This is a genomic window from Nostoc sp. DedQUE07 (assembly GCF_034530975.2).
GTDB lineage: Bacteria > Cyanobacteriota > Cyanobacteriia > Cyanobacteriales > Nostocaceae > Nostoc.
Genome location: NZ_JAVRCC020000003.1, coordinates 221,605 through 244,217, shown reverse-complemented (window position 1 = coordinate 244,217; position 22,613 = coordinate 221,605). Strand labels below are relative to the sequence as shown.

The following is a 22,613-nucleotide window of genomic DNA, read 5'->3' as shown; positions in this document are numbered from 1 at the left end:
GGAGAGTTAGGGTGGGGTAAAAAATATTTGATAGATCGATCATGACCTTTCAAACATCCTCTAAGCGATGTGACGATAAGTATTAAACGGTAATCCAGTGCGCTGCTTCACATCAATCAAGGATTTATACTCACCTCGTTGCTGCCTTTCGGCAACAATTTGCTCTGCGATCGCTCCATCTAATCCACAGGTAGTTAATTCATCAGTTGAATATGTATTTAATCGTTTCCAAGAACAATCAGCTTCTTTTTTGTAGTTGTATCTAAAAGTAATCAGTGGTGTAATCCGATCTACTTGCTTTTCAGGAATTCCGGCTATTTCGATTAACTCTTCTACATGAGTGAAAACATATCCCTCATTCATCAACGATTCGATGTTATTTGCATAAACTATCGGTAGTCCTAAATAGTTAACTAATTCATGTTTTGAGCATTCATTAATATCTATTTTCTCACGAGTATTCGCAACTAACTTAGCTAACTCTTGTTCTTCGGGAATTGGTAAATTCTTTGGATAAGTTTTGATTAAATAAGATTTTTTGAGATAGAAGGCAATGCCAATTTGAGCTATCCAGGGCGCAAATGCTAAACTATTAGCCGATAAAGCTAAAGCTAATATAGAGATGCTAATCCCTAGAATAACCCAAGTTTTAGTCTTGGATTTATAACCTGCATAGACAATCGCAAATCCCCCTAATGTCGGAATTAATGATAACCACACCCAAGCAGGAGTTTGTTGAAACCAAGATTTAGATTGTGACATCATAAATCGATTAATAGTTTTAATTTACAAAGATTTCAGAAGCTTTTGGCGCTTTTCTTCATATTCTTCTGCGGTAATTATCCCAGAATCAAAAAGATTTTTTAAATCAGCTAGTGCACTGGTTGCATCTTTTGCAGAGACTGCTCCACTTGTGCTTGCAATAACTTGATTATATTTTGTATTGAATTCGGTATCTGACATCAAAACTAAGACGAAGAATTCAACAAAGGCTATTAAAGATGGAATACAAGTCCAAAAAAACAATAAGTACAAAATACCTGCTACATTTTCTCCTAAATAAAATTTGTGGATTCCCAGCCACCCGCCAAAAAAGCAAAGTATAATTGCTGTAGATTTAGTCTTCATAACATTTACTTCCTTAGTTAACTCTAATAAATATCTATTGGCATATAATACAACACAATTTTTTGACCTTCTTTGATTATTTATCTGGTTTATTAGTGAATTTGTCCGTCAAGAAATAAATAGCGATTATACATAGCTGAGATTCCATTAAGACTAAATATCCTTTAACTATGTAGTTTAAATCTAGGTTGGAAGTGAAATAAAAAATCAGAGAACCAATTGCTAGATATGGAATTAAACGCAACCGATCGAATTTAAGTTTGAGTCTTTCGTTATTTAAGTTGCTCATCAGTAGATAAAGTTATATTGAACAATAGTTGCTTACCAACAATTAAGCAGTTATTACAACAAATTTGTTTGGTTTAACAGATATTGACTGCTATTTAAAGCTAATCTTAGTTAATGTCTATCTGTTAAACCTCACGAATTTTACCGAGTTTGCTTATAGTTACATCAATAGACTTACGTAAAGTTTCTGATGACTAAAGTTAAAATGCACAGCATAAAAATCACTGAAGTTTTGCTTTCTTTGCTTTTCTAGACAACAAAACAATGCAACATTCAAGCATGACAGCGATTAGCAGTTCTTATTCTACTTTGCATAACTCTTGTTCGTGCCTAAAAAGCTGTTAAAAACAGGTTTTATTTCAATAGTGCAGACTTAAGTCTGAGGCGCTTCTATACAGTTGTAGCACTCTTAGTATTTGCTTCCTCTGAAGTCGTTTTCAAGCGTGTTGCTGTGCTTTTACGGATGCGATCGCTTTTGCGAACACCACCCGCCATCTCATATTCACGGCTATCTTTACCGTATTTAAAAGCAACTCCAATGAGCATTTTCTCAGTTAGATCGCTTAAAGTTCTCTCCAATTCGTCCATCTCAGTTTTAGAAGAGTCGATCGTGGCTAGAGCAGTATTATAAGCATCTATCTTGGTACGGTATTGCTCAATTAATTGTGTCATGCTTTCTAAGTTGCGCCCATCGCCAAAATCTATAGTCGGATCTATGGCTTTAAGTCCCGCCGTTCTTAATTCAGCTTTTTCTAGAACGCGGTATATACGTTTTTGACGCGACATAAATATATCGTTTTTATCTGCTTTATAGCTAGTTTGCCTCACTAAAGCTGGATCTTAGTTCAGTAAAATCCTCAAAAACTAGTGTTTAATACAACAGTTAATTCAGTATTTAGCGCAAAAATCATGAGTTTGTGAATGAAAATCATGATTTTGTTAACGAAACTCGTGATTTTGTGAATGAAAATCGTGAGTTTGTGAATGAAACTCATGATTTTGTGAATGAAAATCATGATTTTGTCAATGAAACTCATGATTTTGTGAATGAAAATCGTGATTTTCTTGGATTTCTCGGAGTTTAGCTGTGGCATCTTCTACAAAGATTTGATATGGAATCTCTCTAGCAATGTCAATAGCGCGATTGAGCGCATCTACAGCCTCTTTTTGCCGTCCCAGTTTTAAGAGAATTTCAGATGTGAAGTAAATCAAATTACGGCTTTGGCTATACTTAGTACCAATTTGGGTATACAGTTCTAACGCTGCCTGACAATACTCTAAACCCAAAGTCAAATTTTCTTGCAAGATGCCGATAGCTTGTAATGTATTAGCTTCACCCAAGCGAGCGCCAATGTCGCGGTAGAATGCCAATGCTGCTTCGTATAGCTCTAAGGCTTCTGTTGCTCGATAAACTCGAAACTTTGCTTTACCTGCCCAATAATAAACTTCTGCTTTCGCTGGAGTTGCTACTTGCTCTGCTGCAACCTGTTCTAATAATGCTGTAATCAGCGATTCTAGTTCGGCAACACGAAAATTATTGTCCCAGTTTTGGGCTAAATCCCAAAGCTCGCCGCCTTCCCACTCCTGGTCAACTACAATCAAGTGATACAGCCATTCAATTTGAGTTTCTGGCTGTTCATTGGTACTGCCAAAATACTCAACTGCTCGTTGCGACAACGTGATAAACTCATCCCGACGTTCTTGTCGCAAATGTTTTAACATCAGATTTCGCGTCAAATCGTGAACATTATGCCCTCTATCAGGAAACTCTTCCACAAAAGGTAAAGCTTGCAATTCTGTATAAAGCTGAGATGATGTGGAAAGCAATTCTGGGCGCAGTGCTGCTAAAATCTCTGCATTAAACCAGTGTGGCACTACTACCGCCCAAACAGCCGCAGCTAACTCAGGCGAAAGCGTCGAAAGCAAACTTTCCGTGACAATCCAAGAGCGTTCCTCATCTGTTTGTGCCTTTGCTAGTTTTTGCAATAACTCATGATTCACTGCCGTTCTCTTGCTACCGATTCTAAGGTTTTCACAATTTCCGCAGGTTGTCCTTTTAATATCTGTATTGCCATTCCCACTTCATCTTGATTAAAGGGCAATTTATTGTCTCGGCTGTAGTTATACCAAGCCTCTTTATCTAAGATGGCTTCTAAACGACAACAGTGATGCACATCCATCCACTCAATTGTCGGTTGAGGAATTTCCTGCCCAGCAATTACTACAATTAATTTGTCTGTATCAACAACCTCAGTTAAAAATTCGCCTCCTAACCAGTCTGCCAGTTCGGTAATGGCTTTTTCGTAAGAATCAAACAAAAAGACTAATGTTTGAGGAATTTTCCGCAAGTCGTGAAAGAATGCCTCTCTTAGTTCAGTCAAACGAAAATTGCGTGTAGACTCATCCACATTAGACAAAACTACGCTCAATTGATTATCTTTGCCAATCATCGTAGTATTAGAGACTTCTATCCCCGATTTGAGATATTGCCCAACAGCAGCGTTTAAATGAGGAAAACGTTCATTTCCTAAACGTTTGCGTACACAAGAAAAGACATAAGGAATTCCTAGCTGTGCTGTTTTGAGATCCACTTGCACAGATAATATATTTTGAGGCAGAGTATGCTTAAAACGTGCCAGTAACTGAGTCTTACCTAAACCAGATTTAGCTTCAATCAGTAGCACCCGTTTGGCAACGCTCCCCTGCACCATCTGCTCAAAAAGTCGAAGTTCCTCTGTGCGATTAGCAATAATCATGGATTCGGAGGATTATTTTGCTGAGGAGAAGCCGGAGGATTAGCATCGTCTGTCACAGAAAACTCTTGGTTTTCACCGTTTATCTGAGTATCTTCTACCCAAACGTCTCCTTTAGTAATTTTTGCTTTATTTCCCTTCCCTTTCATCCGTGTCCCTCTGACAACAGTTCTCGGATTTGTACCTGGCTGAGGGGGAGTTGGTTGTGGAGACTGTCTACTCCAAGCGTTACCGAAGATGAGTTGAAGAATATTCACTAAAAAGGCTCCCACCAAGGCAGCACCAATCATTTGAACCAATCCTCTGATATTTGATGTTTTTGCAACTTCTCCAGACAACCATGCCCAAATTGCTGACAAGAGAACAAGTTCAATCACTACAGCAGTAACCAAGAACCAGCTACCCCGAAAGCTTCTGAGTGGGGGTAATTGATTAATCAGATACCCAGAAGCAGCACCGATAAATGCAGGTACTAAAATTTGTAAAAGCTCATTTGGCATAGCAAAATAAACTAATTCGGTTGCAATTTGGCTTAATTACGCTGAATTTACTATACACCCTGGATACTTAAAGGCATACTGAATATCTAGATTGGTATTGCTGGTAAGCTAACGCGCCTACATATTCCCGCATTCCTCACAAGCTCCTTTGCGTTTGATGATGGGTAATGAGTAATAAGTAATGAGTAATAAGTAACAGGCGCAATACCAGTGCAAAAACTTAATCAGCATGACCAGTGCGATCGCTATCCTGTAACACTGATAATAAAAGTCAACGACTAAAAAAGGGAATGCGGTTGTACCTGTTGGCATCCCTGGTTTAATCCTGGCATATCTCAACGAACTTTAACTGCGATCGCTCAGAAACTTAACCAGATAATCCAACTTCTCAAAAGATATCAAAGCTATAACTTGTTAATCCCTAAAATAGCAAAAATCATTGACACGCTAAGTATATACGCAATAAAATTATTATAGTTGAACCTAACAATAGAGTTAATCAAAATATTTTTCCCAGAGAATAATAGACGAGCAATATTAAAAATAATTTGGAGCGAGCAAATGAACGCCAAAGTTATTGCTTTCTTGGGGATTACGGCAGCCTTTGTAAGCTTAGGAAGCCAAGCCTACGCTCAATCACCAGCATCAAACTCAAATCCCGGACAATATCGATTAAGTGGTGATTCTCTACTTGGAATCGATCAAAAAACAGCCCAAGATGACTTTAAAAGTTTTTTTGAGCAAACTAATCCAGCAAGCCTTTCCAACAATAATAGAAGAGAAAATAAAACTCCAGCCCAAATTCGCTTTAACGAATCATTATCACAGCCAGACACTTCAGTTTTCTTAACACCGGCTCAGTCAGGCAGTGACAATGATGGATTGCAAGTACAGTTAGATATCGGGAGAAAATAAGCAGGGATAAAAGCTGACGGTGTAGTTTTAATTAATTATGCGTTGGCCAAAATCCTTGTTAATATAGCAATCCTAAATCATTCATAAGACAAAACCAAGGACAAATGACCAATGACAAAGGACAGTCAACACCAAAATTCTCACAAATCAAATAGGATTGCTATAGTCTGTTAAGTTTAAATTAGTAAGGTCAACAAGTTCGTAGTAAACACTAAAGTGCTTACTACGAACTTTTCATTACTAGGTTAGACATTGTACTAAGCACAACTTAGAAATTATTCCCACATCATTTTCACTCTTACTATTTTTACTTAAATCAAAACAGCTTGATTAGAAAATATTGTTCAGACAATCGCAGTTTTAACCGCTCGTACAGCCTTCTCTAGCAGAATAAAGTTTTGCACCTGACTGAATCCGCCTTCTTGAGTCGATAATTATGCAATCGTTTTGCACTCAAATTAATCGTCAAGATAAGAGGAGAGTTTTGCGATTGCTCGTGCGATCGATCGTTGTGTGACACGTTTACAGATGAGATCCGGCTGATGTTGTTTTGTCATGTAACCTTGTAATAATGGACAAACTGTGATTTTTACTCTCTTTGAATTGTAATTTGGCAGAAAAGCAAACGCTCTAGCTGTTGACAGTATAAAATAAACGGCAAATTAAGCGTGGACGCGTTGGTGTAGCGCACCGTACCCATAGGGGGAAGCAAGCTACGCCAAGCGTCTTCGAGAGAAGCTATCACCACTTCCAGATTTTAATTGTCACAGTTACTCCCAGATTCTGCTAATTCTTGTTAACTTAAAAGGATGCTAATCAATGCTGAACTCCTACTGCAATACCAACGCTGTAAACGCCGACCTTTTCTAGATATCCACGGTGACAAAAGTCAGCGCGATGCTCCCAATGAGTTGCTACGGAAACTGCAACAGGACAAAATCGCTCATCAGTTGAGTGCTTTGGCACAGATGACTTATTACCAACCAGATTATTCTTATGGAAACTGGGAAAAGGGAGAGAAAGCAACTTTAGAATTGATGCAGCGTGGGGTTGAGTACATCTATAAAGGAGTACTGTTAGCAACTTATTCGGAAGCAGACACCCTGCTAAGTCGTCCAGATTTACTTGTGAAACAGCCGGGACAATCAAATTTTGGAGATTGGAGCTACGTCCCAGCTAGTATTGAACTGGGTAAGCGCCCTAAGCAAGAATATCAAGTTGTCGCTGCATTTCATGCCCAAGTGTTGGCAACAGTGCAGGGAGTTGCACCTGAAACAGCTTTGCTCATATTGCGAACCAAAAATACAAATTATGCAGTCGATCTATGCAAATGGACACCACGGATGCAGCAGATTTTGGAAGAGTTTATTCAAGTATTAGAGTTACCGAATCCGCCAGAGGTATTTATTTCTCGCCAAAAGTGCAATTTTTGCCATTGGTATACTGAATGTTATGCGATCGCTCAATCTGAAAAACATCTCTCACTACTACCAGGTGTAACACCCCTTCGCTACACTCAACTCCAAGCCTTAGACATTACCACACTGGAATCTCTTGCTAACACCAGTCCCAGCAGCTTAGAAAAGTTACTTGGTTTTGACACCGAAGTAGCGCCCAAATTGCTAGTACAAGCTCAATCTGCACTAGAAAAACGACCGCTGATTCTACCATATCCGCTACCAACAGAAGATATTACATTTACAGCGCCCATAGAGCTTTATTTTGATATTGAAGCCCAGCCAGACTTAGATTTAGATTATCTTTTAGGGGTTTTGGTTGTTAATAGACAAGCTAATACAGAACAATTTTATTCTTTTTTAGCAGACAAACCAGAAGACGAAGAATTAGTTTGGCAGCAATTTTTAGATTTGGTTTGGCAATATCCCGAAGCGCCAATTTATCATTTTTGTGTCTACGAGTTTGATACAGTCAAACGGTTGGCAAAACTTTACGGCACTCCACACTCCTTAGTGCGTCCTGTACTGAATCGATTTGTGGATGTCTATGAACAATTAACCCAAAGTGTAGCATTGCCCGTAGAAAGCTATGCCTTGAAAGCGATCGCTCGTTGGATAGGATTTGAGTGGCGTGATAAAGAAGCCAGTGGTGCCAAGTGTATTTACTGGTACGATCGATGGTTAGAAACAGGCGATCGCACCTTACTAGAAATTATCCAACGTTACAACGAAGATGACTGCCGCGCCACCCATAAAGTGAAAGATTGGCTTGTCAACTTTTTCCAAAGTGAGTATGATTTACGATTAGCTTAAGTAATTTATTATTTTTTAAAGGTTTTCAAATTCAAATACTTTTTGAGAAGTCTAAGTAAAAGAAACACCTACTCAGACTTGTCACCAAGTTAAAAAAACATGATTTGTCGGAATTTTCAGGCTTGTATCTGTTAAATTATAGCACAAGCCTTGTTAGTTAGGACATCAACAGACGATAAAACTTAGACACAAAAAGGCTTTTCACCCAGTCCCCGGTCCCTTGCTATATTTATTTAATTGATTTTATTTGTAGGGATGTATAAGTGTTTGTTCCTAAAAATATTTATTTGATAAAAATTATGCAGATATTTAAAAAAATCTTCGTATTTCCACAAATTATTTACTTGCTGATTCCAATTATAATTATTAGCCTTGTATTCACAAACTTTTCTTCAAATAGTGTTGAAATTAGTAGTATAGATTTTATTGGAGAAGCAACCTTACAGAAAGGTTTAATATTTAAAGAAACTGAAGTAGGAGGTGTATCTGGAATTACATATAATGCCAAAAACAACCTTTATTACGCTATTTCAGATGACCGGGGACAAAAAGCTGCCGCTCGTTTCTACACATTAAAAATTGATTTGAGCAAAGGTTTGCTAGAAAAACATGGAATTATTCCAGTCAGTGTTACTACATTATTAAATGAAAATAGTCAAACATTTCGCCCTGGTGAAACTGATACAGAAGGTATTGCATTAACTAATAAAGCAACTGTGTTTGTATCTTCTGAAGGTGATGCTGCAAAATTAATTAATCCTTTTATTAAAGAGTTCTCACTATCTTCTGGGAGAGAAATTGCAACACTTTCTATACCAAAAAAATTTTTACCAGATAAAAGTAATCAAAAAGGTATCCGCAACAATTTGGCTTTTGAAAGCCTCACCATCACACCCGATAATAAACATCTATTCACAGCCACCGAAAATGCTCTGATTCAAGATGGTGTCGCAGCGAAACCTAATATTGGTAGTCCTTGCAGGATTTTGCAATACAACTTGCTCAACAAGCAACCCGAAAAAGAATTTCTTTACCAAACTGAATCAGTTACACCATTTTTAAATCTAATTGGCAAATTTGCTAGTGGATTACCCGATTTACTCGCTCTTGATAATCAAGGACACTTTTTAAGTTTAGAAAGGTCTTTTACTGGTTTAGGATTTGCTATTTCTCTGTTTCAGGTTTCGTTAGAAAAAGCCGATGATATTCATAATATTGATAGCCTTTTAGCAATTGATTTCAAAAATATTAAACCAGTTAAGAAAAAACTGTTGTTAGATTTGAGAAAACTAGATGTACTGCTAGACAACATCGAAGGCTTAACTCTTGGTCCAAAACTACCGAATGGTCAACAATCATTAATTCTCATCAGTGATAATAATTTTAACTCCCTACAACGCACTCAGATACTAGCCTTTCAACTTAAAGTTGAAAATCCCCTCATTAGATTATTACGCCGGGTACTCCCAAATTTTAAGCTTTAATTGCACAGAAATAAAGGTGCTTAGGCGCAGCCCGTCATAAACATTGCAACTTGACTGCTATTTAGTTATTTCTGATTATTCCTGTGTATTCACTGAATATACTAGGTAACTTTATCTAGGTTATTTATAGTTTACGTGTAATTTCTCAACCGTACTCCTTAATAAATATGTTACACAATGTTTAGTAGCTTTTGCAGAGGGCTTAAGCATATTTACAGCATATAATTAATTTTCTCAAAATTCGGATATCTCTTAGATTTAAATTTAATAATTAGCTAGACTTATTAAAGTATTTTGCCAATAACATTTTTTATAAATGATTTTTATGCCAGAAAATAAAATTGAGAGTATGGTAGGGCAAAAGGCAGAAATAGACGATTACATCGGACATTTTTTAAACAATCGCTATTTAATCAGAGATTTGATTGGCAAAGGGGGGATGGGTAGAGTTTATCTAGCAGAAGATACTGCTAAAGGCGGTATGCCGATCGCAATCAAAATCTTATCACTTAGTTTGTCAAACCAACAAATGTCCCAACGTTTTGCCAGAGAGATTTTTATTGGCGCTCAATTGGGTCGTAAAAGTAAACATATTGTTCGCATTTTAAGTTACGGAGTTACTGAGGATAAAACTCCATTTTTTGTAATGGAATACCTTCAAGGAAAAAATCTCAAACAAATTCTGAAAATTCAGCCTTTAACAATATCGAAGTTTTTAGAAATTTGTAATCAAATTTGTTTAGGCTTACAATGTGCCCACCAAGGTATCAGCCTTAAAGGAGAGATTTACCCTATTGTTCACAGAGATATTAAACCAGAAAATATATTTATTGCTGAAGATAGTAAAAAAGGTGAAATTGTTAAAATATTAGATTTTGGTATTGCTAAGTTTTTAACAGAGCGAAGTGGAATGACCTTAACAGATTCTTTTATTGGCAGTTTGCCTTACTGTTCTCCAGAACACATGGAAGGGCGGAAACTGCTAGATGTCCGCTCTGATATTTATAGTTTGGGAGTATTAATGTTTGAAATGCTGACAGGTAAACACCCATTTCAAACAAAAAGTAACTCCTTTGGTACTTGGTATCAAGCCCATCGCTTTCAAATGCCACCTACAGTTGAAGAAGTAAATCCGCAAGTTAAAATACCAGAAATATTAGAAAAAATATTAATGACTTGTTTAGCTAAAGAAGTAAGCGATCGCCCTCAGAATATCAACCAAATATTAGAAGATTTAGAAAAAGTAAGTGTTCAAATTAATAATGTTATTTCTAACAATAGTACAAACATTATTAAAGTTTCGCTTCCAGTTCAATTAGTACCCGCAACTTTACTATCAGAAAAAGAGTGCTTGCAGAAAAATTGGCCTAAAAATAAACCAATTGCACCAATTGGTTTTCCCCATTTACTACAGACTTCTCAAAGACCTATACCAACTTTTTGGGCAATGTTGCCCAAACAAGAGATTGCAAAATTTTTAGATAAAATACATAGTACTGAATTTATTAGTAAAATGAATGTATATCCGATGCTAATGTGGTTAACAGTGCTGTATGACGCCCAACCTTCTACGACTAAGTGGCTGCCTTATTTTCTGGATTTAAAAGATAACAAAAGTCAAAAGATAGCACGTAGTTTAGCAGAAGTAGGCTACTATCATTTACTATTTTTCCCCTTAGAAGAGCCAACTCATTGCTCTCATGTAACGACTTTAAATCTCACAGCTAAACAGCGTCAGCAACTTTTAGATTGGTTAGATATGAGTCAACAGTCAAATGAATTTATTTTGCCTGGTCAAGCCAAAAATATTCTAAAAGCAGAGTACGAAAAGCTGAAGTTAGACATATTACGAAACTTAGCCACACATCAAAAATCTGAGACAGAAGTTTTAAAAACTTGGATAAATAAATTTTTGGAAATGTTTTTGAAAATGCTATTACGTCGTTGAAGTTCTGCTAGTAAAATCAAAATGCTTGCCACCATTAACTAAGAATATTTTTATGTGTTTATTGCTAACTTTCAATGGACTCAGCATCAAAGGTGAACAAAGTGAATCAGAGCTTATCTACATCTCCCAGTAGTACGGGCTTGCTTGCCAATCGTTATCAACTCAAGCAATTAATTGGCAGCGGTGGCATGGGTGAAGTTTTTTTAGCAAATGATGTTTTGTTAGGAGGTATACCAGTTGCTATCAAGTTTTTGACTCAAACTGTTGTTAATACCAAGATGCAACAAGACTTTGCTCGTGAAGCTTTAATGAGTGCAGCCTTGAGTCAAAAGAGCGTACATATAGTGCGGGCGTATGATTATGGTGTGAATGAGAAAGGAAAACCATATTACGTCATGGAATATTTATGTGGTAAGAGTTTAAAGGATTTAATTCCGCTATCTCTGTCCATGTTTTTGACTCTCTCTCGCCAAATTTGTTTGGGCTTACAGTGTGCTCATCAAGGAATTAACATTGATGGCAAAATTTGTCCGTTGGTTCATCGAGATATCAAGCCTGCCAATATATTAGTTATTCCCGATCCGATATTGGGCCAGTTAGTTAAAATTCTTGATTTTGGTATTGCTAGATTTTTGAATTATGCATCAACAGCTAGTACAAGTAGCGGATTTAATGGTACTTTACCCTACTGTTCTCCAGAACAGCTAGATGGGGAAAAATTAGATAGTCGCTCTGATATTTATAGTCTGGGTGTGATGATGTTTGAGATGCTCACAGGCAAAAAACCTTGGCAAACAGAAACTGATTACTTTGGCGCTTGGTATAAAGCACATCATTTTGAAGCACCGAAAACGATCGCAGATGTTAAACCTACTATTAAAATACCTCAGAAGTTAAATAATTTAATTATGGCTTGTCTGGCTAAAAAAGCAAGCGATCGCCCTCAAAATATCGCTGAAATTTTACAAGTTTTAAACAGTCTAGAACAGTCTAATTGTCCTACTTTACCTACAAACTTGACCTTTAAGTCTCCCTTAAATTCTGCATTACCAATCACTGTAGAACAAAGCTATCGGCAACTTTTGTGGCCTCAAAATAAACCAATTCAAGAAATTGTTTTTCCCCAGCTTCTAGACACTCCCCAAGGATCTATAACAGCGCTATGGTTGATGTTATCTAAACAAGAAATTAAAAACTATGCGGTTTCTACCCGTTATAACCAGTTTGTCTTTGTGACATCCCCTCACCCAATGTTGTTGTGGGTAAGTGTACTCTATAATCAGCAATTCGCTCCTAAGTGGCTACCGTGCTACTTAGATATGCAAAATCCCCAAAATCTGAGGATGGTAAGTTTCCTGGCTGAAAATGAACAGTATCCTTTGATTTTCTTTACTCTGGAAGCACCACATTCCTGCATCAAGGTTCTCAGCAGCCGCATTGAGCCAACTCAACGGCAAATGTTAAAAACTTGGGTGCAACAGAGTCATCGTCTACCACCCACTTCTCAACCCCAATTGAGCAAACAGCTATTGAAACAGCAGTATAAACAAATGCAATCCCGAATATTGCAGCATCTGGAATCAGAGCCACAGGTTGTATTATCACGGTCTGTTTAACGTATAATTCGCACCTAAAAAATACGTAATAAAAATCATTCCTAATTCCAGACTCCGAAACACTTGACAAGTAGAAAAAAAATAGTGATAATAGCAAAGTTGCCAAACAAGGGACTGTAGTTCAATTGGTTAGAGCACCGCCCTGTCACGGCGGAAGTTGCGGGTTCGAGCCCCGTCAGTCCCGTTCTAAATTTATGAGTAGCGAATCACTTAACTTAGGTGATATTAGATTCTGAATTACCCAAAGAGGTTGACTCAGGATTCAGGATTTAAATATAAGCTACATTTATCATGCTTTGCGAAAGAGAGAATTAACTGTGACTGTTAGAGTCCGTATTGCACCGAGTCCAACCGGAAATTTACATATTGGTACAGCAAGAACGGCTGTATTCAACTGGTTATTTGCCCGTCACCACGGCGGTAAATTTATACTGCGAATAGAGGATACAGATTTAGAGCGATCGCGTCCCGAATACACCGACAATATTCTTGAAGGACTGCGTTGGCTAGGTCTTAACTGGGATGAAGGGCCATTTTTCCAATCCCAACGCCTGGATCTTTATAAAGAAGCAGTAGAAAAACTGCTAGACCGAGGATTAGCCTATCGCTGCTACACTACTTCCGAAGAACTAGAGGCGCTCCGAGAAGCTCAAAAAGCTAGAGGCGAAGCACCTCGCTATGACAACCGTCACCGCAACCTCACCCCAGAACAACGCGCCGCCTTTGAAGCAGAAGGTCGTTCTTTTGTAATTCGCTTCAAAATCGAAGATGGGCGGGAAATTGTCTGGGACGACCTAGTAAGAGGAAAGATGTCTTGGCGAGGTAGTGATTTAGGTGGTGATATGGTCATCGCCCGCGCCTCAGAAGAGGGTAGCGGTCAACCTTTATACAACTTTGTTGTTGTAGTGGATGACATCGATATGCAAATCACCCACGTCATCCGCGGAGAAGACCACATCGCCAACACTGCCAAACAAATTCTGCTGTATGAAGCGATGGGTGCAAAAATTCCAGAGTTTTCCCATACGCCATTAATTTTGAATATGGAAGGGCGCAAGCTTTCTAAGCGGGATGGCGTCACTTCCATTTCTGAATTTCAGAAAATGGGCTTTACTGCTGAAGGCTTGGTAAATTACATGACATTGCTGGGTTGGTCGCCACCAGACTCGACGCAAGAAATATTTACCTTAGAAACAGCAGCTAAAGAATTTGGCTTTGAGCGCGTCAATAAAGCAGGTGCAAAGTTTGACTGGGACAAGCTGGATTGGTTGAACAGTCAGTATATCCACAATACGCCAGTAAATAAACTCACAGATTTACTCATTCCCTTTTGGGAAGCGGCTGGCTATAAATTTGATGGTGGAAGAGATCGCCCCTGGTTAGAACAGCTAGTAACTTTGATTAGCCAGAGTTTGACTCGCCTGCTAGATGGAGTACCTCAAGGTCAACTGTTTTTTAACGACACAGTTGAATTTAGCGAAGAAGGCAGTACACAATTGAAGCAAGAAGGTTCTGCTGCTGTCCTTGAAGCGATTGTCACAGCTTTAGAAAATCAGCCGCAACTCTCGGAAGCTGTCGCCCAGGAGATTATTAAACAAGTTGTCAAAGAGCAGAAAGTCAAAAAAGGCTTAGTGATGCGATCGCTCCGAGCAGCTTTAACTGGAGATGTTCATGGCCCCGACTTGATCCAATCTTGGTTACTACTAAATCAGATTGGTTTGGATAAACCGCGCTTGAGTCGGGCTATAACGGAAGCTAAGTAGCGATTACTTCCAGATTTTAGAAATATTTCAGATTTTAGGGGCGTACAAATGTGTGCCCCTATCCATTAGGTAGAGCAACTATAAGAACAAGAAATCATTGACTAATTACTAATGAATTATCCCCAGTTTCAAATCTAAAATAGGTAGTCAATTCTCCTCATGTTGGGAACTTGGTGTGTAAAATTAATGTCTTCAAAAACACTTAGAAGCAAACGTAATTAAAATGCCTACAAAAGCGCTCAATAGAGGGATGAGATTATCGTTTATGATAGTTACGCTCTTCATCACATCGACAGTTAATGCTGCGGTTGATGCTCAGGAAGCGCCAACGATATTTGGAGATGTCACCCTTAGCCCTCAGTTTTCGCCAGACCCCCTGACAGTTCGCGGGATGAGTGGTGGCTCAATATCTGGGAGTCAAGTAGGTGGCAGAAGCGAAACAGCCACTGGCCCTTGTACCGGATTTGTGGATGAAACACCAGACCACACATTAGCGTTAACAAGTAAATTTGACTACCTAAAGCTGCAAGTGCAAAGCCCTGAAGACACCACCATGATTATCAAAGGGCCCGGTGGTACTTGGTGCAATGACGATTTTGATGGCAAAAATGCTGGCATTGTTGGTGAATGGCTACCTGGAAGTTACCAAATTTGGGTTGGTTCCTATGAAAAGGGCAAGTATCTTCCTTACACTCTAAAAATTACAGAAGTAAAGTAGGGCATTGGGCATTGGGAAAGAGGAGGCAGGAGGCAGAAGGCAGAAGTTCTAAAATGTTTGAATGAGTGAATTTTGAATTGATTTCTCCCCTGCTCCCTCATTTCGCCCACTCTTGTACAGACGCGATTCATCGCCTCTCCCTAAATAGAATCATGATTCAGAGCGGCTGGAACGATACGAGGAGCATTCTGGAGAAATTCTCTCTGTCTTTGCATCCCGTTGCGCTCCCTTTTCTCGTGCGATATTGTATTAAAATTAAGTTAACTTTGATTAAGATTCTTGTTGGCATCGCCATAATGCTCTAATCGGCTTATGGCAGTGCATCTAAGAGATCGAATTAAACAAAATGGATTTATAAACATCCGTTTAACAGCTTAAAGTGACAGAGTGATGAACATTCGGTTACTAGAGCTAACGAGTTGTATAGGCATCTAGAGGCAAATTAAAATGAAATTCTCTTGGAAAGTCGTAGCACTCTGGACGTTGCCGGCTTTGGTAATTGGCTTTTTCTTCTGGCAAGGGGCGTTTGCAGGCGCTCCTGCTGACATGAGTAAGAATACAGCTAATACCCGCATGACTTACGGTCGCTTTCTAGAATACTTGGACAGCGATCGCGTCAACAGTGTGGATCTTTACGAAGGCGGTAGGACAGCAATTATAGAAGCCCGCGATCCAGACCTGGAAAATCATGTCCAAAGGTGGCGTGTGGATTTGCCTGTTAACGCTCCTGAGTTAATTAGCAAGCTCAAAGAAAAAGCCATTAGTTTTGATGCTCACCCCATGCGCAATGATGGTGCAATTTGGGGATTGTTGGGTAATCTCATTTTTCCAGTTTTATTGATTACTGGGTTGTTCTTTTTGTTCCGGCGTTCTAGCAACCTCCCCGGCGGTCCAGGTCAAGCAATGAACTTTGGCAAATCTAAAGCGCGTTTCCAAATGGAGGCAAAAACCGGCGTCAAATTTGACGACGTAGCTGGAATCGAAGAAGCTAAAGAAGAATTGCAAGAAGTCGTCACCTTCCTGAAGCAGCCAGAAAGATTTACGGCTGTAGGCGCACGGATTCCCAAGGGAGTGCTGTTAGTTGGGCCTCCTGGAACTGGTAAAACTTTACTCGCAAAAGCGATCGCAGGTGAAGCAGGCGTACCTTTCTTCAGTATTTCCGGTTCGGAATTTGTGGAAATGTTCGTAGGTGTGGGTGCATCCCGCGTCCGCGATTTGTTCAAGAAAGCTAAAGACAATGCCCCTTGTATTATCTTCATCGATGAAATCGACGCCGTAGGACGGCAACGGGGCGCTGGTATCGGCGGCGGTAACGACGAGAGAGAGCAAACCCTCAACCAATTGCTCACTGAAATGGATGGGTTTGAAGGTAACACAGGCATCATTATTATTGCTGCTACCAACCGTCCCGATGTACTAGACTCAGCCTTGTTACGTCCCGGTCGTTTTGACCGCCAAGTAACAGTTGATGCACCCGATATCAAAGGGCGTTTGGAAATCTTGCAAGTCCATGCACGGAACAAGAAATTAGATGCAAGTGTATCCTTGGATGCGATCGCTCGCCGCACTCCTGGATTTACTGGTGCTGACTTAGCCAACTTACTCAACGAAGCAGCAATTCTCACTGCTAGAAGACGCAAAGAAGCGATCACCCTCCGCGAAATTGATGATGCAGTGGATCGGGTAGTCGCAGGCATGGAAGGTACTCCTTTGGTGGACAGCAAGAGCAAGCGCTTGATTGCTTACCACGAAATCGGACACGCCTTAGTTGGAACTTTGTTAAAAGACCATGACCCAGTACAGAAAGTTACTCTGATTCCACGGGGACAAGCACAGGGTTTAACTTGGTTTACACCCAACGAAGAACAGGGATTAATTTCTCGTTCTCAGTTGAAAGCCAGAATTACTGGTGCTTTGGGTGGTCGCGCCGCTGAAGAGGTGATTTTTGGGGCTGCGGAAGTCACAACTGGCGCTGGTGGAGACTTGCAACAGTTATCGGGAATGGCACGGCAAATGGTGACTCGGTTCGGGATGTCCGACTTAGGGCCACTGTCGTTAGAAAGCCAGCAGGGAGAAGTATTCTTGGGTCGTGACTGGACAACCCGATCTGAGTATTCCGAATCCATCGCTTCCCGCATTGATGGACAAGTCAGAGAAATTGTTGAGCAGTGCTATGACAATGCTAAGAAGATCATCCGTGACCATCGCACTGTCACCGATCGCTTAGTAGATTTGCTCATTGAAAAAGAAACCATTGACGGCGAAGAATTCCGCCAGATTGTGGCTGAGTACACTGAAGTACCAGAGAAACAGCAGTACGTACCGCAACTATAATATTTGACTCTTTTCTGGCTACATCTCGAAAGGAGTAAAGTGACAAAAAATAAAATGAGGGTGGAGTATACCATCCTCATTTTTTTACGTTTTTTCAGTGTTAGAAAGCTTCTAATTTTAAAATTCTCAAAATTTATGAACCCATAAACTCTATAACAAACCTTGTTTTTTCAACTTAGCTAGTGCATCTTCAGCAGCAGCTTTTTCTGCATCTTTTTTATTACGTCCCTTACCTTCTCCGTAAATTTTTTCATCTACTAATACTTTGGCGATGAATTCTGGTGCATGAGAAGGGCCTCCGATTTGGTCTGTAAAGTATTTGGGGGGATTTGGAGTAACGTTGCGTTGCACCCATTCTTGAAAGCGGTTTTTTGAGTCTACATTAGAACGAGGCACAATTATATGCTTAGGATCTACAGAATCAAATAGTGGTTCTATAATTGCGCGGACTGTTTCAATATTAGAATCATTATCCAAATAGTAAGCACCAAGAACTGCTTCAAATGTACTACTGAGCAAATTAGGATTTTGGTAGCCTCCATCTCTAATTGCACCTTTTCCTAACCGCATTCTAAAGTCTAAACCCACCTCTTCAGCAAACTTTGCCAACTGCTTCTCATCTACCAACGCCGAACGCCGCCGGGTTAATTCATCTTCTCCCATTTCTGTATGACGACTATAGAGATATTCGCCACTTAAAAAATTCAACAAAGCATCACCGAGAAATTCTAGGCGTTCATTATGTTCGCCTTCTCTGGGGTTTTCATGGACGTAAGAACGGTGGGTAAGCGCACGGCGTAGAAGTTTTTCATTATGAAATATTAGAAGTTTGTGCATTTTTATTTTGTGTTTTGTTGCGAAAGTTGACTATTGGGAAAGTTTACGAGTGCTATTATCTTCAGACATAAAAAAACCGCAAATAGCGGTGTTAGGAAAAACCCAGCCTTTACTTAACTGGGTTTTTAAAATCTCTTTTAAGCAGCTAGTTTGTCTAATTCAACTAAAAACAATTCCTGACCTTGCTTTTGAACTTTACCATCCTTTACAGCAACGTCAATAAACTGGGTAAAACTCTTAAATTTATTGCCATCATCTGTAGAAATAGATAAGTATCCTTGATAATTCGCAAAACGTTGACGCATCAATCTATCAATGCGACCAAATACGGTGGGCTTACCTTGGCTTAAGGCAGTTTTGATAGCTTCAATTAGATACTCTATAGCCTCATTGTAATTAATCTGAGACACAATAGCTGTGTTTTGAGGTTGAGTCTTATTGCTATTGTCAACTAGCTCAGGTAATTCATCTACAAAGTAGAAATTATCATTCCCAACCAGTTTAATCAACTTTTGGCTCTCACTACCTCGTTGAGCAAAGACCATGACTTTTTTACCCATAGCTTTGAGAATGGAAATTAATACAGCAAAATCCTTGTCTCCTGAGAATAGGATAATATTCTTTAGAGAAGAATTAAAAGCAACTGCTTCATAACAGTCATCTTTAAGTCGTTTATCTGCACTATTCTTTGAGGTGTCAGGAATATTAACACATCTAAAACCAAGCTCTTTTAGCTTATTTGAGGAAGCTATTTGGTCTTGACGCTGTGAATTGTAATAAATATTTTTGCACGATACAGCCCCGTTAGATTTTGCAAATTGCAGTACCAAACTAGCGAATTTTATGATTGAGGGAACGTTCTGAATATCGCAAAAAATGCCAGTATAATCTTTTTTCTGGCTTGCTTGTTTTTTGGAGGGTAGATGATAGCTTGTCATTTGAGTATGTCCAGAGTTGGTTTAAGGAAACCGGACAGCTTTAACAAATTACATATCTAGTAGCAGCCTAGCTTTATCAAAGAGATTTATACTAAAAAGTATTTCCCTTTTCCTCACTAGGCTCTCTATTTACAAATTTAATTGATTTCTAGTCTAAGAAAGCAAAATCCCTGGCTTACTGCTAAGTATCAGGTTATTTATTCCGCCGAACATTCACCCAAATATATCGTTTTTACGCTGATAGTCTAATCAATGAATTGACCTGACATCAGGCTGAATGTTCAGCCGAAGGAATAACGCGATACTTAGCGGTAAGCTAGGGATTCTACGTTCTTAGACAACAATCAATAATTTGCACTTGTCGAGTTTTGTTTTAGAGTGCATTTGTTTTGCTGCCGTTGTTATATATCTAACATGGGCTTAATCTGTGTGTCAAGCATCTTATTTTTCCAGAACCGTAAACCCAACGACTCGATACCTATATATTTATAAGCTGTTAGGAATAATACTTTAGCGAAAACTCTACCTCATTCGAGAGATAAATTAAGTAAACAAAACAAGGATATCACTTGATTAAGTAACACAATACATTTATTTAAATCACCATATTTACTTTCAATATTTTAAAATATGGTTAACTGTAAAATATAAATATTTTATAATATTTTATTTAATAAATAATTTACGATTTACTTTGAGCGATCGCATCATGTAAAATACCTAAAATTTTCTTAATATCCTTAATATAATATTCACTCAAATCAATCGAAACTACATTACTTTCAAGCTTGAGAAATTGCCAGATAGTATCGGTAGTAACAGCACCATATATAATTTTGATTTTATTTCCACCTCTTTCGTTAAATTGAGCAGCTATCATTGTGGTCATCTTCATGGAAAAAGCCCAATTCAATAAGCTTGTGGTATTCAGCTATTGTGAAGCGTTTAGCCTGGGCAATACTCATCAATCTTCCTCCCAAGGGAAATGCGATCGCGATAACCGCTCACCAGAGGCGATCGCACTTATATTCTAAATGTGTCAGAAATTGGTATGCTAAAAGCCGAGACTCGCTATGAAAGCAAACAATGCCTGCGCCTACTATCAATCCCACCATCACTGCTTTTCCCTTGACAGCCGTAGTCGGTCAAGAAGCAATTAAATTAGCCTTACTGTTAGCCGCAGTTGATCCTGGTTTGGGAGGAGTGGCGATCGCAGGTCGTCGCGGTACGGCAAAATCTGTAATGGCTCGTGCTATCCACGCTCTACTACCACCGATTGAAGTTGTCAAAGGTTCAATCAGCAATTGCGACCCCAATCGCCCCGAAGAATGGGACGATCAACTGTTGGCGGAGTACGCAGACAAAGACACTCAAGATGTTCCCGTCGAAATCATTCCCGCGCCTTTTTTGCAAATTCCTCTAGGTATCACCGAAGACCGACTCCTCGGTTCAGTAGATGTTGAAAAGTCGGTAAAACAAGGTGATACGATTTTTCAGCCTGGGTTACTCGCTACAGCAAACCGGGGTGTACTGTACGTAGACGAAATTAATTTATTAGATGACCAAATATCAAATCAACTTTTAACAGTATTATCTGAGGGACGCAACCAGATCGAACGGGAAGGGATTAGTTTTCAGCATCCGTGCAAATCCCTATTTATTGCTACCTACAATCCAGAAGAAGGCGGATTACGAGAGCATTTGCTAGATAGAATTGCGATCGCACTCTCTGCTGATGGTGTACTCGGCTTAGATCAAAGAGTAGAAGCAGTCGATCAAGCGATCGCTTATTCTAAATCTCCCCAAGACTTTCTCGAACAGTATAACGAAGATTTAGACTCTCTCAAAACCCAAATCATCTTGGCGCGGGAATGGTTGAAAGAAGTAATCATCACCCACGAACAAATTGCCTACTTAGTAGATGAGGCAATTCGCGGCGGAGTTCAGGGACATCGGGCCGAGTTATTCGCCACGCGGGTTGCCAAAGCCGCCGCAGCTTTAGAGGGACGAACAACAGTTAATGCCGAAGATTTGCGCCGTGCGGTGGAACTGGTAATTGTACCACGCGCCACAGTTGTGCAGACACCACCACCAGATCAAGCACCACCTCCGCCTCCGCCGCCGCCACAAAATCAAGAAGAACCCCAAGACGAATCAGAAGAGGAACAAGAAGAACAGGAAGAACAGGAAGAAAATCAAGAGCAAGAACCGCCCAGTATCCCGGAAGAGTTTATCTTCGATCCAGAAGGGGTAATTCTTGATGACAGCGTGCTTTACTTTACTCAAACAGCAAAGCGGCAAGGTAAATCTGGTAGTCGCAGTGTCATCTTTTCGGATGACAGGGGACGCTACATTAAGCCAATGTTGCCCAAAGGGAAAGCGCGACGCATTGCAGTAGATGCCACGTTGAGAGCTGCGGCTCCTTATCAAAAAGCACGAAGAGAAAGACAACCAGATAGAAAAGTTATTGTCGAACAGCCTGATATTCGCTCGAAACGCCTGGTACGTAAAGCCGGGGCGTTGGTAGTATTTGTGGTAGATGCTTCTGGCTCAATGGCACTGAATCGAATGCAATCGGCTAAAGGTGCAGTAATGCAACTATTGACTGAAGCTTATCAAAACCGCGACCAAATAGCATTAATTCCCTTCCGAGGAGAACAGGCCGAGGTATTATTGCCTCCAACACGTTCTATTGCTTTGGCGCGTAACCGTTTAGAAAGGTTGCCCTGTGGTGGGGGTTCGCCCTTAGCACATGGTTTAACTCAAGCTGTGCGCGTCGGCTTAAATGCTCAGATGAGTGGAGATATTGGGCAAGTTGTCCTTGTAGCAATCACCGATGGGCGAGGTAATATTCCTTTAGCGCGTTCTTTGGGCGAACAGCTAGAACCAGGAGAAAAGCCAGATATCAAAGGAGAATTATTAGAAATTGCTGCGAGAATCCGGGCTTTAGGAATGCAACTATTAGTAATTGATACAGAAAGTAAATTTGTGTCTACTGGGTTTGCTAAAGAATTATCGCAAACAGCAGGCGGTAAATATTATCATTTGCCGAAAGCGACAGATCAAGCTATTGCTGCTATGACCAAAGGTGCGATCGCTGATTTAAAATCTAGATAATTTG

Annotated in this window: 18 protein-coding genes, 1 tRNA gene and 1 pseudogene; 10 read left to right on the top strand and 10 right to left on the bottom strand. The window is 39.6% G+C overall.

Annotated features, from left to right (window positions below; translation table 11 throughout):
* Positions 1–60: 60 nt before the first annotated feature.
* From RMZ95_RS03890 to RMZ95_RS03865, 6 genes are all read right to left on the bottom strand, one after another.
* Positions 61–765, bottom strand: a complete 705-nt coding sequence (locus RMZ95_RS03890) for a helix-hairpin-helix domain-containing protein (protein ID WP_322686021.1) — start codon at positions 763–765, stop codon at positions 61–63.
* Between the two features lie 21 nt (positions 766–786).
* Positions 787–1,128 carry an NINE protein gene (locus RMZ95_RS03885; protein ID WP_322686020.1) on the bottom strand — a complete coding sequence of 114 codons (342 nt, stop codon included), beginning with the start codon at positions 1,126–1,128 and terminating at the stop codon, positions 787–789.
* A gap of 678 nt (positions 1,129–1,806) precedes the next feature.
* A complete protein-coding gene (locus RMZ95_RS03880) occupies positions 1,807–2,202 on the bottom strand; it encodes a hypothetical protein (protein WP_322686019.1) in 396 nt (131 codons plus the stop codon).
* A 237-nt stretch (positions 2,203–2,439) separates the two neighbouring features.
* Positions 2,440–3,417, bottom strand: coding sequence for a tetratricopeptide repeat protein (locus tag RMZ95_RS03875; RefSeq protein ID WP_322686018.1), 978 nt, complete (start codon positions 3,415–3,417; stop codon positions 2,440–2,442).
* The gene (locus RMZ95_RS03870; RefSeq protein WP_322686017.1) at positions 3,414–4,172 is read right to left on the bottom strand and encodes a hypothetical protein; all 759 of its coding nucleotides are present in this window, start codon (positions 4,170–4,172) and stop codon (positions 3,414–3,416) included. Before RMZ95_RS03870 ends, RMZ95_RS03875 begins: the two co-directional genes overlap by 4 nt.
* Entirely contained in the window at positions 4,169–4,669 is a 501-nt protein-coding gene (locus tag RMZ95_RS03865; RefSeq protein WP_322686016.1) for a hypothetical protein, read from the bottom strand. Before RMZ95_RS03865 ends, RMZ95_RS03870 begins: the two co-directional genes overlap by 4 nt.
* A 561-nt stretch (positions 4,670–5,230) precedes the next feature.
* Here RMZ95_RS03865 and RMZ95_RS03860 point away from each other — a divergent pair.
* The 9 genes from RMZ95_RS03860 (at position 5,231) to ftsH2 (ending at position 17,717) form a co-directional block, all read left to right on the top strand.
* Positions 5,231–5,584, top strand: a complete 354-nt coding sequence (locus RMZ95_RS03860; RefSeq protein ID WP_322686015.1) for a hypothetical protein — start codon at positions 5,231–5,233, stop codon at positions 5,582–5,584.
* 809 nt (positions 5,585–6,393) lie between these two features.
* On the top strand, positions 6,394–7,854 hold the full coding sequence (locus tag RMZ95_RS03855; RefSeq protein WP_322686014.1) for a TM0106 family RecB-like putative nuclease: 1,461 nt from the start codon (positions 6,394–6,396) through the stop codon (positions 7,852–7,854).
* 299 nt (positions 7,855–8,153) lie between these two features.
* The gene (locus tag RMZ95_RS03850; protein ID WP_322686097.1) at positions 8,154–9,338 is read left to right on the top strand and encodes an esterase-like activity of phytase family protein; all 1,185 of its coding nucleotides are present in this window, start codon (positions 8,154–8,156) and stop codon (positions 9,336–9,338) included.
* 349 nt (positions 9,339–9,687) lie between these two features.
* A complete protein-coding gene (locus RMZ95_RS03845; RefSeq protein ID WP_409882146.1) occupies positions 9,688–11,286 on the top strand; it encodes a serine/threonine protein kinase in 1,599 nt (532 codons plus the stop codon).
* 101 nt (positions 11,287–11,387) lie between these two features.
* Positions 11,388–12,902, top strand: a complete 1,515-nt coding sequence (locus RMZ95_RS03840) for a serine/threonine-protein kinase (protein ID WP_322686012.1) — start codon at positions 11,388–11,390, stop codon at positions 12,900–12,902.
* Positions 12,903–13,012: 110 nt separating this feature from the next.
* A tRNA-Asp gene (locus RMZ95_RS03835) sits at positions 13,013–13,086 on the top strand.
* Between the two features lie 133 nt (positions 13,087–13,219).
* Complete coding sequence (gene gltX, locus RMZ95_RS03830) at positions 13,220–14,665, top strand: glutamate--tRNA ligase (RefSeq protein WP_322686011.1); 1,446 nt, start codon at positions 13,220–13,222, stop codon at positions 14,663–14,665.
* Between the two features lie 223 nt (positions 14,666–14,888).
* On the top strand, positions 14,889–15,383 hold the full coding sequence (locus RMZ95_RS03825) for a hypothetical protein (RefSeq protein WP_322672743.1): 495 nt from the start codon (positions 14,889–14,891) through the stop codon (positions 15,381–15,383).
* A gap of 447 nt (positions 15,384–15,830) precedes the next feature.
* Complete coding sequence (gene ftsH2 / locus RMZ95_RS03820) at positions 15,831–17,717, top strand: ATP-dependent zinc metalloprotease FtsH2 (protein WP_322686010.1); 1,887 nt, start codon at positions 15,831–15,833, stop codon at positions 17,715–17,717.
* A 150-nt stretch (positions 17,718–17,867) separates the two neighbouring features.
* On the opposite strand, the gene rnc is transcribed toward ftsH2, so the two are convergent.
* The 4 genes and pseudogenes from rnc to RMZ95_RS03800 all read right to left on the bottom strand — a co-directional run.
* Entirely contained in the window at positions 17,868–18,554 is a 687-nt protein-coding gene (rnc, locus tag RMZ95_RS03815; protein WP_322686009.1) for a ribonuclease III, read from the bottom strand.
* A gap of 137 nt (positions 18,555–18,691) precedes the next feature.
* Positions 18,692–19,492, bottom strand: a complete 801-nt coding sequence (locus RMZ95_RS03810; RefSeq protein ID WP_322686008.1) for an NYN domain-containing protein — start codon at positions 19,490–19,492, stop codon at positions 18,692–18,694.
* Positions 19,493–20,174: 682 nt separating this feature from the next.
* Entirely contained in the window at positions 20,175–20,387 is a 213-nt protein-coding gene (locus RMZ95_RS03805; RefSeq protein WP_409882142.1) for a hypothetical protein, read from the bottom strand.
* Positions 20,374–20,457: pseudogene (locus RMZ95_RS03800) on the bottom strand (Uma2 family endonuclease); the annotation flags it as partial. The pseudogene RMZ95_RS03800 and the gene RMZ95_RS03805, both read right to left, overlap by 14 nt.
* A gap of 121 nt (positions 20,458–20,578) precedes the next feature.
* Between RMZ95_RS03800 and bchD the strand changes: the two are divergent.
* On the top strand, positions 20,579–22,609 hold the full coding sequence (bchD, locus tag RMZ95_RS03795; RefSeq protein WP_322686006.1) for a magnesium chelatase ATPase subunit D: 2,031 nt from the start codon (positions 20,579–20,581) through the stop codon (positions 22,607–22,609).
* Positions 22,610–22,613 lie beyond the last annotated feature (4 nt).

Bases quoted from the DNA above. Each gene is read 5' to 3' on its own strand.
- RMZ95_RS03890 (WP_322686021.1), bottom strand. From the start codon at position 765: ATGATGTCACAATCTAAATCTTGGTTTCAACAAACTCCTGCTTGGGTG.
- RMZ95_RS03885 (WP_322686020.1), bottom strand. From the start codon at position 1,128: ATGAAGACTAAATCTACAGCAATTATACTTTGCTTTTTTGGCGGGTGG.
- RMZ95_RS03880 (WP_322686019.1), bottom strand. From the start codon at position 2,202: ATGTCGCGTCAAAAACGTATATACCGCGTTCTAGAAAAAGCTGAATTA.
- RMZ95_RS03870 (WP_322686017.1), bottom strand. From the start codon at position 4,172: ATGATTATTGCTAATCGCACAGAGGAACTTCGACTTTTTGAGCAGATG.
- RMZ95_RS03865 (WP_322686016.1), bottom strand. From the start codon at position 4,669: ATGCCAAATGAGCTTTTACAAATTTTAGTACCTGCATTTATCGGTGCT.
- RMZ95_RS03860 (WP_322686015.1), top strand. From the start codon at position 5,231: ATGAACGCCAAAGTTATTGCTTTCTTGGGGATTACGGCAGCCTTTGTA.
- RMZ95_RS03855 (WP_322686014.1), top strand. From the start codon at position 6,394: ATGCTAATCAATGCTGAACTCCTACTGCAATACCAACGCTGTAAACGC.
- RMZ95_RS03850 (WP_322686097.1), top strand. From the start codon at position 8,154: ATGCAGATATTTAAAAAAATCTTCGTATTTCCACAAATTATTTACTTG.
- RMZ95_RS03845 (WP_409882146.1), top strand. From the start codon at position 9,688: ATGGTAGGGCAAAAGGCAGAAATAGACGATTACATCGGACATTTTTTA.
- RMZ95_RS03825 (WP_322672743.1), top strand. From the start codon at position 14,889: ATGCCTACAAAAGCGCTCAATAGAGGGATGAGATTATCGTTTATGATA.
- ftsH2 (WP_322686010.1), top strand. From the start codon at position 15,831: ATGAAATTCTCTTGGAAAGTCGTAGCACTCTGGACGTTGCCGGCTTTG.
- rnc (WP_322686009.1), bottom strand. From the start codon at position 18,554: ATGCACAAACTTCTAATATTTCATAATGAAAAACTTCTACGCCGTGCG.
- RMZ95_RS03810 (WP_322686008.1), bottom strand. From the start codon at position 19,492: ATGACAAGCTATCATCTACCCTCCAAAAAACAAGCAAGCCAGAAAAAA.
- RMZ95_RS03805 (WP_409882142.1), bottom strand. From the start codon at position 20,387: ATGAAGATGACCACAATGATAGCTGCTCAATTTAACGAAAGAGGTGGA.
- bchD (WP_322686006.1), top strand. From the start codon at position 20,579: ATGCCTGCGCCTACTATCAATCCCACCATCACTGCTTTTCCCTTGACA.